The organism is Mycobacterium sp. IDUB_17 (assembly GCF_055419465.1).
This window is the reverse complement of record NZ_JBVAXS010000007.1, coordinates 275,830-288,767: the sequence shown is the minus strand read 5'-3', so window position 1 is coordinate 288,767 and position 12,938 is coordinate 275,830. Positions and strand designations below refer to the sequence as shown.

Genomic DNA, 12,938 nt, shown 5'->3' with positions numbered 1-12,938 from the left:
CCGGCATGCCAGAGCCGCTGATCGTCTCCGTCGCCGGTCATACCCCGCAGATCGACCCGGACGCCTGGGTTGCGCCCAATGCCAGTGTGATCGGCCAGGTTTCGCTGGCCGCCGGTGCCAGCGTCTGGTACGGCGCCACGCTGCGCGCCGAGGTCGAGCCCATCGAGGTCGGTGAGGGCAGCAACATCCAGGACGGGGTGACCGTCCACGTCGACCCGGGTTTCCCGTGCCGGATCGCCACGGGGGTGACGGTGGGTCACAACGTGGTGCTGCACGGCTGCACCGTCGAGCAGGACAGCCTGGTCGGGATGGGTGCGGTGGTGCTCAACGGCGCGGTGATCGGCGCCGGCTCACTGGTCGCCGCCGGTGCGGTGGTGCCCCAGGGCATGGTGGTGCCGCCGCGCTCGCTGGTCGCCGGTGTGCCCGCCAAGGTGCGCCGAGAACTCAACGACGACGAGGTCGGCCACAACCAGCTCAACGCCACGGCCTACACGCACCTCACCGGGTTGCACCGAGAGGCGGATTGAGCTGCGCGAACCCGTCCTGGCGGAAGTACGGGAAGTAGGGATACGGCGCGTCGCGGGTGCTTGCGGCGTCCAGTCGCGCAATCTGGCCGGCATCCAGTGCCCACCCGACCGCTCCGAGGTTGTCGCGTAACTGCCGCTCGTCACGGGCCCCGATGATGACCGACGACACCGTGGGTCTGCGCAGCAGCCAGTTGAGCGCTACCTGTGGCACGGTTCTGCCGGTCTCTTCGGCGATCGCGTCGAGTTCGTCGACGACACCGTAGAGAAGTTCGTCGTCGACCGGTGGCCCCGCGTCGGCGGTCGCGTGCAGTCGGCTGCGTTCCGGCAGGGGCCGGCCGCGCCGGACCTTCCCGGTCAGCCGGCCCCAGCCCAAGGGGCTCCACACCAATGCGCCGACCCCTTCGGCCATCGCCAACGGCATGAGCTCCCATTCGTAATCGCGCCCGATCAGTGAGTAGTACACCTGGTGTGCGATATACCTTGGGCGATGGTGCTTTTCGGCGAGGCTCAGGGACTTCATCAGCTGCCAGCCGGAGAAGTTCGACACTCCGGTGTAGCGCACCTTGCCCTGATCGACCAGTGTGTCGAGGGCCTGCTGTACCTCATCGATCGGGGTGAATGCGTCGTACGCGTGCAACTGGAACAGATCGATGCGGTCGGTCTGCAGACGTGTCAGCGCGGAATCGACGGCCCGCAGCAGCCGTGCCCGCGACGTTCCCCAGTCGTCGGGGGCGGTCGGCAGCGCGGCCTTCGTGGAGATCAGTACGCTGTCGCGGCGCCCGCGTAGCGCTGCGCCGAGTACCTCTTCCGAGGCGCCGTCCGAGTACACGTCCGCGGTGTCGAACAAATTGATGCCGGCCTCCAGGCTCAGGTCGACCATCGCCCGCGCCTGGTCGACTCCGGTGTCGCCCCAGGCGCCGAAGAACTCTCCTGTTCCGCCGAAAGTCGCTGCGCCGAAGCTCAGTTCGGAGACCACGAGCTCAGAGTCGCCAACCCTGCGATATTCCATTCCCACTCCTTAACGAGATTGTCTTCTCGATAAGGAAACGCAACTAACGGGATAATATTCCTAATAAGATGAGCCGAATGGCAGCCGAACGCCCGGGCGGGCGCACCGCGGCCGTCCGCGCTGCGGTGCTGCGCGCGACGGCCGACCTACTCATCGAGGCCGGGCTGGAGGGTCTGGAGCTGACGGCGGTCGCCGAACGGGCCGGCGTCGGCAAGTCGACGGTGTACCGGCGTTGGGGTTCGGTGCCGGCGTTGGTGGCAGACCTCTTGGCCGACATGGCCGAACAGTCGGTGCCACGGACCGACACCGGTTCACTGCGCGGCGATCTCCGGGCCAACGCGACACTGGTACGTCGCACCCTCAACGATGTCCGCCAAGGCAGGTTGTTCAAGGCCGCCATCGCCGCGGCGACGTGCGACCAACGCACTGCGGCGGCGCTGCAGGTGTTCTACGACCGGCGGATCGCCGAGTGGGCCGGGTGTGTGACCGACGCGGTGGAGCGGGGCGAGGTGCCTGCCGGGACCGATGCCGCCGCGGTCATCCGGCAGGTCTCCGCCCCGCTCTATTACCAATTCCTCACCAGTACGAGGACTCTCACGGTCGTCGACGCGCATCGTGCGGTCGACGCCGCGATCGCCGCTGCCGTGGCGGGGGTGTTCACCTAGCGCAGCGGGTGCGCCAGCTCGTCGCGCGGCATCCGTGCCGCTGTCACGGCCACCGCGGCCAGCACTGCGGGCAGCAGCCCGGCCACCAGGAAGATGGACTCCATCGAGACCACTTTCGACAACGGGCCGACGATCGCGAACGAGAGCGGCATGAACGCCAGCGACACGAAGAAGTCCAGGCTCGACACCCGGCCCAACATCTCCGTCGGCACTCGGCGCTGTAGCAGCGTTCCCCAGATGACCATCGCGGCCCCGTCGGTGACGCCGATGCAGAACGTGGCCGCTGCCATCAACGGGAACGACGAGGTGACGCCGACGATCACCAGGGGGACCGAACCCACCCCCCACATCAGCATCATCGTGGTCAGGTAGCGCCTCGGCATCCGGCGTGAGGACACCGTCAACGCTCCCAGCGCGCTGCCGAATCCGAAGAACGCCAGGATGAATCCGTAGGCCCGGGCTCCGTCGGCGAACCGGTCCTGGGCGATGAACGGCAGCAGCACCTCGATCGGCCCGAGGATGACGAGCACGAACATGCTCGCGAACAACAGTGTCGCCAGCAGCCACGGTGTGCGCACCATGAACGCGAAACCTTCACGCAGATCGCGTAATACGTGCGGGCGCTCGCCATCGTCCTGTGCCGCAACCGAATCCACGGTGGGGCGGGTGGCGACCAGCAGCGTCAGGCCCGCACCGAACAACGCCGCCACCACGACCGCGCCCAGCGACGGGAAGGTCGCGGCGATCACCATGCCTGCCACCGCCGGGCCGACCGAGCGCTGGAAGACAGGGCGCACCACGCCCTCGACGCCGTTGGCCGCCAACAGTTGTTCGGGCGGCAGGATGCGGGGCAACAGCGCGCTGTAGGCCGGGAAGAAGAATGCCGCGGCAATACCGAGAAGGCCTGCGGCGACGGCCAGATGCCAGATCTTGAGCAGATCGAGCAGGCCCAGCGCCGCGACGGTCGTGACCGTCACCAGATTGACCGTCTCCACCGCGATGATGATCGTGCGCTGGTTGATCCGGTCGGCGGTGATCCCGCCGATGAGAACGAAGGCCACCAGGCCGACACCCATGCAGGTGGCCACCAGCGACAGCGAGGTCGGATTGTTATCGATCGCGATGACCTGCAACGCCATTACCACCGACCACATGCCCTCGGCGAAGATCGACAACGTGACCGCGGCGATCAGCAACCGGTATTCGCGGATGCGGAAGGGTGCGAGCACACGCCAGCCGCCGGTCTGATCAACCGGCGTCTGGATGTCGTGCGGCATGCTCACAACATTCGATGGTGCCCACTCGGAGTGGGTTGAGTCCAACGATTTTCGCCGGCGTGCGCCCCGGTGGACGCTTATTGCTGGGTGAACTCCGGGCGTCGGTTCTGCTGGAAGGCCTTGGTGCCCTCGCGGAAATCGTCGGACACCAGCAGCTGCAGCTGGCCCTGGCGCTCGCGGGCGAAGGCACCCTCGAGCTCGGTGAGAGTGGCCGCGTTGACGGCCTGCTTGGTCTCGCGCAGGGCCACCGCCGGACCTGAACGCAGCTTGGCGATGACCTTGTCCACCGCGGCGTCGAACTCGTCGGCCGGGTACACGGCGCTGATCAGACCCCAGTCGTAGGCGTCGGCGGCGGTGAGGCGGTCGGCCAGCAGCGCCAGTCGCATGGCCCGGATCCGGCCGATGTTCGCGGCGACGAGCGCCGATGCACCGCCGTCGGGCATCAACCCGATCTTGGTGAAGGCCAGCAGGAAGAAGGCCGCCTCCGAGGCCAGCACGACGTCGGACGCCAGTGCCAGTGACACCCCGACGCCTGCGGCGGGTCCCTGCACCACGGCCACGACCGGCTTGGGCAGCGCCACGATGGATGCGACGGCGCGGTTGGCGGCGTCGAGCACGCCTTCGGCGTCGTGGCTCTTGGCGTTCTGGTCTTCCTCGCTGATGCCGGCGCCCGAGCTGAACCCGCGGCCCGCGCCGCCGAGGCGAACCACGCGCACTCCCGCGTCGGTGGCGGCGAGTTCCATGGCATCGGCGATCGCCACGAGCATGTCCTGGGTCAGCGAATTGAGGCTGTCGGGCCGGTTCAGCGTCACCGACAGCACGCCGCCCTCGAGGGACACGGTCACGTCTTTGACGTCGGGGTACTCGCGGGTCGCGGTCATCTATGCACCTTAGGTCTGAAGGGCCAGTGGCCCGGTCCGGGCGGGGCCGGCTATGGCCATGCCAGTCGAGAAGGTTATACAAGTAAGCTATGTCACCGGTCAACCAAGGCCTAACACGCGAAGGGCGGAAGAGCATGGCAGGACCACTGCAAGGTTTGCGCGTTGTGGAGTTGGCCGGTATCGGCCCGGGCCCGCACGCGGCGATGATTCTCGGCGATCTGGGTGCCGACGTCGTGCGCATCGAACGGCCGGGCAAGGGCGCAGGCACGCCCAGCGCTGACACCATGTTGCGAAACCGCCGATCGGTGGCCGCGGACATGAAGAGCGACGAGGGCCGCGCGCTGGTGCTCAAGCTCATCGAGAAGGCCGACGTGCTGGTCGAGGGTTTCCGTCCCGGCGTCACCGAGCGGCTGGGTCTGGGGCCTGACGATTGCGCCAAGGTCAACGAACGGCTGATCTACGCCCGCATGACGGGCTGGGGCCAGGAAGGCCCGCGGGCCCTGCAGGCCGGCCACGACATCAACTACATCTCCCTCAACGGCCTGCTGCACGCAGTCGGGCGCAAGGGCGAGCGGCCGGTGCCGCCGCTGAACCTCGCCGGTGATTTCGGTGGCGGCTCGATGTTCCTGCTCGTCGGCATCCTCTCGGCGCTGTTCGAGCGGCAGACCTCGGGCAAGGGGCAGGTGATCGACGCGGCGATGATCGATGGCTCGTCGGTGCTGATGCAGATGATGTGGAGCTTCCGTAGCCAGGGTCTCTGGTCAGACGAGCGCGGCACCAACATGCTCGACACCGGCGCTCCGTACTACGACACCTACGAGACCTCCGACGGCCGCTACATGTCGATCGGGGCTATCGAGCCGCAGTTCTATGCCGAGCTGCTCAAGGGTCTGGGACTGGACGATGCTGATCTTCCGGACCAGAACGACATGGCCCGCTGGCCCGAGCTGCGCGAGGCGTTCACCAAGGCCTTCGCCGCGCACGACCGTGATCACTGGGCCGAGGTGTTCGCGGGGACCGACGCGTGCGCGGCCCCGGTGCTGTCCTTCGCCGAGGTCCTCACCGAACCGCACATCGCCGAGCGCAACACGTTCTTCGACGAAGGCGGCAACCTGCAACCGATGCCGGCACCGCGGTTCTCCCGCAGCGTCCCGGCGGTGCCGACCCCGCCGGGCCCGCGCGGCGCCGACACCGAAGCCGTTCTGCGGGACTGGGTTTAGTTCACGTTTCGGTTCAACCACATCAATGGGTCGGCGGCATGCCGGCCGGAAAGGAATGCGGTAAGTGGAGATCAAAGACGCGGTAGCCGTCGTCACCGGCGGCGCTTCCGGCCTGGGGCTGGCCACCACCAAGCGCCTGCTGGACGCGGGTGCTCAGGTGGTGGTGATCGACCTCAAGGGTGAAGAGGTGGTGGCCGAACTGGGGGATCGGGCAAGGTTCGTCGGCGCCGATGTCACCGATGAGGCGGGTGTGTCCGAGGCGCTCGACGTCGCGGAATCGCTTGGCCCGGTGCGCATCAACGTCAACTGCGCCGGCATCGGCAATGCGATCAAGACCCTGTCCAAGAACGGTGCGTTCCCGCTGGACGGGTTCCGCAAGGTGGTCGAGGTCAACCTGATCGGCACGTTCAACGTGATCCGGCTGAGCGCTGAGCGCATCGCCAGGACCGAACCGCTGAAGAACGAAGAGCGCGGGGTCATCATCAACACCGCCTCGGTGGCGGCGTTCGACGGTCAGATCGGGCAGGCCGCCTACTCGGCGTCCAAGGGCGGTGTGGTCGGCATGACCCTGCCGATCGCGCGGGATCTTTCGCGTGAGCTGATCCGGGTGTGCACCATCGCGCCGGGTCTGTTCAAGACCCCGCTGCTGGGTTCGCTGCCCGAGGAGGCGCAGAAGTCGCTGGGCCAGCAGGTGCCGCACCCGGCCCGGCTGGGCGATCCCGATGAGTACGGCGCCCTGGCCGTGCACATCATCGAGAACCCGATGCTCAACGGCGAGGTGATCCGCCTCGACGGCGCGATCCGCATGGCACCCCGATGAGCGCTTGCGCGAAGAGTAGAAAGCACAGGAAGTAGGTCCGTTTATGGCATTGAAGACGAAGTTCACCGAGACGTTCGGGATCGAGCATCCCATCGTGCAGGGTGGCATGCAGTGGGTCGGCCGCGCCGAACTCGTTGCGGCCGTGGCGAATGCGGGTGCATTGGGTTTCATCACCGCGCTGACCCAGCCGACCCCGGCGGATCTGGCCCGCGAGATCGAGCGGTGTCGTGACCGCACCGACAAGCCGTTCGGTGTGAACCTGACGATCCTGCCGACGATCAACCCGCCGCCATATGACGAGTACCGCCAGGTGATCGTCGACTCCGGGATCAAGATCGTGGAGACCGCGGGCTCCAACCCGGCGCCACACCTGCCGATGTTCCACGACAACGGCATCAAGGTGCTGCACAAGTGCACCTCGGTGCGCCACGCCGTCAAGGCGCAGAGCCTGGGTGTGGACGGCATCAGCATCGACGGGTTCGAGTGCGCCGGTCACCCCGGCGAGGACGACATCCCGGGCCTGGTGCTCATCCCGGCCGCATCGGCCAAGATCGACATCCCGATGATCGCGTCGGGCGGTTTCGCCGATGCGCGTGGTCTGGTGGCCGCGCTGGCGCTGGGCGCCGACGGCATCAACATGGGCTCGCGGTTCATGTGCACCGTGGAATCGGCGATCCATCACAAGGTCAAGGAAGCGATCGTGGCGGGCACCGAGCTCGACACCGAGCTGATCTTCCGCAGCCTCGGTAACACCGCCCGAGTCGCGAGTAACACGGTCTCACGTGAGGTGGTGCAGATCCTCAAGGACGGCGGCCAGTTCGAGGACGTCAAGGATCTGGTGGCCGGCAAACGCGGCGTGAAGGTCTATGAGATCGGTGATCTCGACGCAGGCATCTGGTCGGTCGGAACCTCGATGGGCCTGATCAACGACATCCCCACCTGCGGCGAACTCGTCTCGCGGATGGTGTCAGAGGCCGAACTGCTGATCAGCGGGCGTCTGCTGAACATGATCGGCGCGGACGAAGCCGAGCCTGAGAAAGAAGCAGTCCTCGCCTGAGCGAGGACTGTGGCCCGTGAAGGGGCAACCTACGGCAAACTCAAGATGGGGAAACGCGCGCCGCGAGGCGCGCGTTTTCTCATACTGCGGTGGGCAGTTCCTGGTAGTCGTCAAACTGCTCCGAGGTGTCACCCTCGACGAGGAAATCGCCGTGGTAGAGAGCCTCGAAGTCGACCTTGATGACATCTGCACTGGTGTCGTCGATCCACATGACACTGAGCGTATGGGTCACTATTAAGGAATCTTTGAGTCACGGTTCGGAAAATGGTGGCAATCCTACTTTTGGGTAGGTTTCTGGCGAGTAGCCCAGATCACCCGTGGCCACGAACGTGGGCCTCGTGCACAGATTCGGCGGAAATTCCGTGCACAAGGCCCACGCTGGCGTCTCAGGCGGCCGGCTTTGTGACGTGAATGGGGTTGGTGCCGTTCAGCGCGATCCAAGTCACCGCGGCGGCTGCGACGCCGATCACCAGGAGGCCCACCGCGGCCCCGGCCGACATCCGGGAGCGGCCGAAGACGCGGTCGTCGACCGAGAACGCGCCGGCGCCGGTGAACAGCAGCGCCGCGGCGGCGAATGCGGCCAGGAACGGAACGTTGAACGGCTGGGACCAGAAGGCGTCGGTTGACACGTTCACGGCCCAGGCGTCGACCATCGCGCCGATCACCGCGCACGCAGCCAGTGGGGTGAGGACGCCGAGGAGCAGACCGATGCCGCCGAGGGTTTCGGCCGCGGTCACCATGAACGCCCCGAACGCGGGTAGCCGCCAACCGCTGGATTCCATGAAACCCACGGCGGTGCCGAAGTCGAAAGCCTTGATCAGGCCGGCTTGCAGCATCGTTGCGCCGATGGCGATGCGCAGGATGAGCAACCCGGTATCGGTCATGCGTGTGGTCGCAGTTTCGGCGTCGGTGGTGTTGGTCATGCCTTATTAGACGCATTGAATCGCCCGAACTCATCGCAGCGCGCCCGCCGGGTGAACCCTTCGGTGCCGCCGTCCGTGTGTAGAGCGAGAACCACGTTGACGCCGGAAACTTATCACTGTTAACTTAACGGCGATATCCATCGGGGAAGGACGCACTGTGCTGCATCGAATCGCCCATCTGGCCATCGCCGCACCACGACGTGTCCTCGCGGTGGCCGTACTGGCCATGGTGGCCGCGGGGATCTTCGGCATTCCGGTGGCCAACAGCTTGTCGGCCGGCGGGTTTCAGGATCCGACGTCGGAATCAGCACAGGCCACCCAGCTGCTCTCGGACAAATTCGCCCGGGGCGACATGCAGTTGCTCATCAGCGTGACCGATGAGAACGCCGGGGCGAACGGTACGGCCGCCCTGGCCGCGGGAACCGAGATCGCCGGCCGGCTCAAGGCATCGCCGTACGTGACCGAGGTCAGCTCCGCCTGGACCTTGCCGCCACCCGCGGCAGCCACGTTGATCAGTAAGGACGGTAAGACCGGGCTCATCCTGGCCGGAATCACCGGCGGGGAGAGCGGCGCGCAGAAACACGCCAAGGAACTCACCGCTCAACTGGTTCACGACCGCAAAGGCGTGACCGTACGGGCCGGCGGCGAGGCGATGATCTACGTCCAGATCAACGGGCAGAGCGAAAAAGACCTCTTGATGATGGAATCCATCGCCATCCCGCTGAGCTTCCTCGTGCTGGTGTGGGTGTTCGGCGGATTGCTCGCCGCCGCATTGCCGCTCGCGGTCGGCGGTTTCGCGATCCTCGGATCCCTGGCAGTGCTGCGCGGGTTCACGATGGTCACCGACGTCTCGATCTTCGCGCTCAACCTCACCGTGGCGATGGGGCTGGCACTGGCCATCGACTACACCCTGTTGATCGTCAGCCGCTACCGCGAGGAACTGGCCGACGGCGTCGACCCGGACCGTGCACTGGTGCGCACCATGGTCACGGCCGGACGCACCGTGCTGTTCTCGGCGATGACGGTGGCGCTGTCGATGGTGGCGATGGTGCTGTTCCCGATGTACTTCCTCAAGTCGTTCGCCTACGCGGGCATCGCGGTCGTGGCGCTGGCGGCATTCGCGGCCATCGTGGTGGCCCCGGCTGCCATTGCGCTGCTGGGTGATCGTCTGGACGCCTACGACGTGCGCCGCTTCATCCGCCAGATCCTGGGCCGGCCCGAGCCCGAGCCCAAGCCCGTCGAGCAGACTTTCTGGTACCGCACGACCAAGCGCGTCATGCGTCGCTCGGTCCCGATCGGACTCGCGGTCATCGCGCTGCTGCTCATGCTGGGCGCACCCTTCCTCGGGATCAAGTGGGGTTTCCCCGACGACCGCGTGCTGCCGTCCTCGGCGTCGGCCCGCCAGGTCGGCGACGAGCTGCGCCATGATTTCGCCGTTGACTCCTCGACCGCCGTCACTGTGGTGCTTCCCGACGTGACCGGCCTGCCGCCCGTCGCGATCGACCGCTACGCAGGCGATCTGTCGCGGGCCGCCGACGGGGTCTCGGTGTCCGCGCCGGGGGGCACGTTCGTCGACGGCCGCCGGGTCGGGCCACCGACCTCGGGCACCGGAATAGCCGACGGCAGTGCGTATCTGACCGTCGGAAGCGACGTACCGCTGTTCAGCGACGCCTCCGAGGCCCAGCTCGACGCCCTGCACGCGGTGCCCGCGCCGGCCCAGGTGAAGTTCACCGGTATCGCACAGGTCAACCGTGACAGCTCGCAGGCGATCACCTCGCGCCTGCCGATGGTGCTCGGCATCATCGCCGCGATCACATTCGTGCTGCTGTTCCTGCTCACCGGCAGCGTGGTGCTTCCGCTGAAAGCGTTGGTGCTCAACGTGTTGTCGCTGTCGGCGGCGTTCGGTGCGCTGGTGTGGATATTCCAGGATGGCCACCTGGGCGCGCTGGGCACCACGTCGACGGGCACCTTGGTCGCCAATCTGCCGGTGTTGTTGTTCTGCATCGCGTTCGGGCTGTCCATGGACTACGAGGTGTTCCTGGTCTCGCGGATCCGCGAGTTCTGGCTGGCGCCAGGTCATACCCGCCCCGACGGCACCGAGATGTCCCCGCGCGAGCGGAACGACGAGAGCGTCGCGCTCGGCCTGGCCCGCACCGGCCGGGTGGTGACCGCCGCCGCGCTGTTGATGTCGATCTCGTTCGCCGCGCTGATCGCCGCGCAGGTGGCCTTCATGCGGATGTTCGGCCTCGGCCTGACCATTGCGGTGCTGGTCGACGCCACGTTGGTACGAATGTTGTTGGTGCCGGCGTTCATGCACCTGGTGGGGCAGTGGAACTGGTGGGCGCCTGCGCCGTTGGCCCGGCTGCACAAGCGATTCGGGATCAGTGAGTCGGGTCCCGCCGAGCTGGACCCTAACGCGCCCGGTGAGGTTCCACCGGGCGAGGACAAGCGGGACCGGGCCGGCGCAGGTATGACGGACGCCGGCTAGCGTGATGATCCAACCTCGTAAGAGGCGCCGCGCCCCGCGGGGTTCCGGTGAGTTGCTTCGTGACCAGATCCTTGATGCCACAACCGAATTGTTGTTGGAGACGGGTCACGCCAAGGCGGTGTCGATCCGGTCGGTGGCCCAGCGGGTCGGGGTCACTCCGCCCTCGATCTACCTGCATTTCGCCGACAAGGACACACTGCTGGACGCGGTGTGCTCACGGTACTTCGAGAAGCTCGATGAGGAGATGCAGCGGGCGGCTGCAGATCATTCCTCCACGATCGAGGTGCTGCATGCCCAGGGCCACGCATATGTGAACTTCGCCAGGCGCACGCCGGAGTTGTACCGGCTGGCGACGATGGGTGAGGGCAGACCCGGCAGCGACGTCGACACCACACTCAACAGCTCGGCCTTTCAGCACATGCGCGCTGCGATGGAAGCGCTGATCGCCGAGGGTGTGTACCCGCCCGGCGACGCCACGATGCTGGCGCTGGAATTGTGGACCGCGGCGCACGGCGTGGCCGCCGTTCTCATCTCCAAACCGTATCTGCCGTGGGGAGATGTCGAGGAGTTCACCGACCGCGTGCTGCGGGCGGTGTGCACCGGCCAGATCGTCTCGGGGATGATCGGAACCGACCTCGAGCCCGCCGAGACCATCGCCCGGCTGAAGGGATTTGCCAGTGACTACGCCGATGGAGGACGACCGTGACTGACAGGACCGTGGACAATCCTTTCTTCGCCCGGGTGTGGAAGACGTTGTCGAGTTCGGAGCCGAAGGCGCTACGGCGGCTGCGGGGCGAGAACCTCGCCGGGCTCAGTGGCCGGGTCCTGGAGATCGGAGCGGGAACCGGGACCAACTTTGCCTTCTATCCCTCGACGGTGACCGAGGTGGTCGCCATCGAGCCCGAACGTCACCTTGCGGTGGTGGCCCGCAGCGCGGCGGCCAACGCCCCGGTCCCGGTGACCGTAACCAGCGACACCGCCGAGAAGTTCAGCAGCGCCGAACCGTTCGACGCCGTCGTCTGCTCATTGGTGCTGTGCTCCATCGATCAACCGGATACTGTTCTCCGCCAGCTGTTTTCGCTGCTTCGTCCGGGCGGCGAACTTCGTTATCTGGAGCATGTCGCGGGCAATGGATGGCGGGCCGGGATGCAGCGCGTGGCCGATGCCACGGTGTGGCCGCGGTTGTTCGGAAACTGCCATACCCATCGGCACACCGAGCAGGCCATCGCCGGCAGCGGATTCGAGGTCGCGGTGGCGCACCGTGAATTGGCGATGCCGGTCTGGGTGCCGCTACCGGTGACGGAGTTCGCCATCGGCCGTGCGGTCAGGCCTGCCTAGAGCCCAGCAGCTTGGGCAACCGCTGCAGCAGGTTCGGCAGGGAACCCGCCGCGGTCTCGCGCAGTGAGATCGTCGCGCCGTCGGACAGCGGGGTGCGCTCGGGGTTGATCTCGACCACAACGGTGCCCGCGGCGATGGCGGCCTCGGGCAGACCTGCCGCGGGATAGACGACCGAACTGGTGCCCACCACGATCACCACATCGGCATTGCCGACCGCCTGTACCGACCGCTGCCAGGCGTCGTCGGGCAACGGCTCGCCGAACCACACGACACTCGGCCGAATCAGGCCGCCGCACGGGCACACCGGGGGTTCGATCGTCTCGACCGGCTCCGGCATCGCGGGAAGGTCACCCTCGAACCTCGAACCGCAAGCATCGCAACGGAACTCGAACAGGTTGCCGTGCAGGTGGTAGACGTTGGTGCTACCGGCGCGCTCGTGCAGGTTGTCGACATTCTGGGTGATGACGTGTACGTCGGCGAAGTCCTGCCAGGCGGCCACGGCCAGATGTCCGTCATTGGGTTGCACGTGGGCCATCATGTAGTGGCGCCACAGATACCAGGCCCAGACCTTCTCGGGATGCCGCTGCCAGCCTTCGATGCTGGAAATCTCATATGGGTCCACCTGTGCCCACAGGCCCGTCTCGACGTCGCGGAACGTCGGCACACCGCTTTCCGCCGAGATTCCGGCACCGGACAGCACAGTCACTTGCACATCACCAACGTAGTCGGTTTG

General features: G+C 66.6%; 14 protein-coding genes. 8 read left to right on the top strand and 6 right to left on the bottom strand.

All coding sequences use genetic code 11. The annotated features are described in order from the left end of the window. Window positions 1–5 precede the first annotated feature (5 nt). Window positions 6–527: a gamma carbonic anhydrase family protein gene (locus ACZYZ7_RS27145; RefSeq protein WP_450069949.1), complete on the top strand. Its 522-nt coding sequence runs from the start codon at window positions 6–8 to the stop codon at window positions 525–527. Here the strand turns inward: ACZYZ7_RS27145 and ACZYZ7_RS27140 are convergent. Next, the gene (locus tag ACZYZ7_RS27140) at window positions 499–1,536 is read right to left on the bottom strand and encodes an aldo/keto reductase (RefSeq protein WP_450069948.1); all 1,038 of its coding nucleotides are present in this window, start codon (window positions 1,534–1,536) and stop codon (window positions 499–501) included. The genes ACZYZ7_RS27145 and ACZYZ7_RS27140 overlap by 29 nt on opposite strands. A gap of 77 nt (window positions 1,537–1,613) precedes the next feature. Between ACZYZ7_RS27140 and ACZYZ7_RS27135 the strand changes: the two genes are divergently transcribed. Continuing rightward, window positions 1,614–2,201, top strand: coding sequence for a TetR/AcrR family transcriptional regulator (locus ACZYZ7_RS27135; RefSeq protein ID WP_450069947.1), 588 nt, complete (start codon window positions 1,614–1,616; stop codon window positions 2,199–2,201). On the opposite strand, the gene tet(V) is transcribed toward ACZYZ7_RS27135, so the two are convergent. Further along, window positions 2,198–3,478, bottom strand: coding sequence for a tetracycline efflux MFS transporter Tet(V) (tet(V), locus tag ACZYZ7_RS27130; protein WP_450070161.1), 1,281 nt, complete (start codon window positions 3,476–3,478; stop codon window positions 2,198–2,200). The genes ACZYZ7_RS27135 and tet(V) overlap by 4 nt on opposite strands. 77 nt (window positions 3,479–3,555) lie before the next feature. Continuing rightward, the gene (locus ACZYZ7_RS27125) at window positions 3,556–4,359 is read right to left on the bottom strand and encodes an enoyl-CoA hydratase (protein WP_450069946.1); all 804 of its coding nucleotides are present in this window, start codon (window positions 4,357–4,359) and stop codon (window positions 3,556–3,558) included. 134 nt (window positions 4,360–4,493) lie between these two features. On the opposite strand from ACZYZ7_RS27125, the gene ACZYZ7_RS27120 reads away from it, so the two are divergent. The 3 genes from ACZYZ7_RS27120 (at window position 4,494) to ACZYZ7_RS27110 (ending at window position 7,456) form a co-directional block, all read left to right on the top strand. Then, window positions 4,494–5,579: a CaiB/BaiF CoA transferase family protein gene (locus ACZYZ7_RS27120; protein WP_450069945.1), complete on the top strand. Its 1,086-nt coding sequence runs from the start codon at window positions 4,494–4,496 to the stop codon at window positions 5,577–5,579. 64 nt (window positions 5,580–5,643) lie between these two features. Then, window positions 5,644–6,399, top strand: coding sequence for a 3-hydroxyacyl-CoA dehydrogenase (locus tag ACZYZ7_RS27115; RefSeq protein ID WP_450069944.1), 756 nt, complete (start codon window positions 5,644–5,646; stop codon window positions 6,397–6,399). A gap of 43 nt (window positions 6,400–6,442) precedes the next feature. Then, complete coding sequence (locus ACZYZ7_RS27110) at window positions 6,443–7,456, top strand: NAD(P)H-dependent flavin oxidoreductase (RefSeq protein ID WP_463742208.1); 1,014 nt, start codon at window positions 6,443–6,445, stop codon at window positions 7,454–7,456. 79 nt (window positions 7,457–7,535) lie between these two features. On the opposite strand, the gene ACZYZ7_RS27105 is transcribed toward ACZYZ7_RS27110, so the two are convergent. Both ACZYZ7_RS27105 and ACZYZ7_RS27100 read right to left on the bottom strand, forming a co-directional pair. Further along, a complete protein-coding gene (locus ACZYZ7_RS27105) occupies window positions 7,536–7,667 on the bottom strand; it encodes a hypothetical protein (protein ID WP_088305117.1) in 132 nt (43 codons plus the stop codon). 175 nt (window positions 7,668–7,842) lie between these two features. Next, window positions 7,843–8,379 carry a DoxX family protein gene (locus ACZYZ7_RS27100; protein ID WP_135457443.1) on the bottom strand — a complete coding sequence of 179 codons (537 nt, stop codon included), beginning with the start codon at window positions 8,377–8,379 and terminating at the stop codon, window positions 7,843–7,845. 157 nt (window positions 8,380–8,536) lie between these two features. On the opposite strand from ACZYZ7_RS27100, the gene ACZYZ7_RS27095 reads away from it, so the two are divergent. From ACZYZ7_RS27095 to ACZYZ7_RS27085, 3 genes are read left to right on the top strand one after another with little or no spacing between them, the layout of a single operon-like run. Then, window positions 8,537–10,867, top strand: coding sequence for an MMPL family transporter (locus tag ACZYZ7_RS27095; protein ID WP_463742207.1), 2,331 nt, complete (start codon window positions 8,537–8,539; stop codon window positions 10,865–10,867). A 4-nt stretch (window positions 10,868–10,871) separates the two neighbouring features. Next, window positions 10,872–11,573 (top strand): TetR/AcrR family transcriptional regulator, encoded by a 702-nt coding sequence (locus ACZYZ7_RS27090; protein ID WP_450069942.1) that lies wholly within the window; start codon window positions 10,872–10,874, stop codon window positions 11,571–11,573. Then, window positions 11,570–12,205 (top strand): class I SAM-dependent methyltransferase, encoded by a 636-nt coding sequence (locus ACZYZ7_RS27085; RefSeq protein WP_450069941.1) that lies wholly within the window; start codon window positions 11,570–11,572, stop codon window positions 12,203–12,205. Before ACZYZ7_RS27090 ends, ACZYZ7_RS27085 begins: the two co-directional genes overlap by 4 nt. Here the strand turns inward: ACZYZ7_RS27085 and ACZYZ7_RS27080 are convergent. Beyond that, entirely contained in the window at window positions 12,192–12,917 is a 726-nt protein-coding gene (locus ACZYZ7_RS27080; protein ID WP_450069940.1) for an NAD-dependent deacylase, read from the bottom strand. The genes ACZYZ7_RS27085 and ACZYZ7_RS27080 overlap by 14 nt on opposite strands. Window positions 12,918–12,938 lie beyond the last annotated feature (21 nt).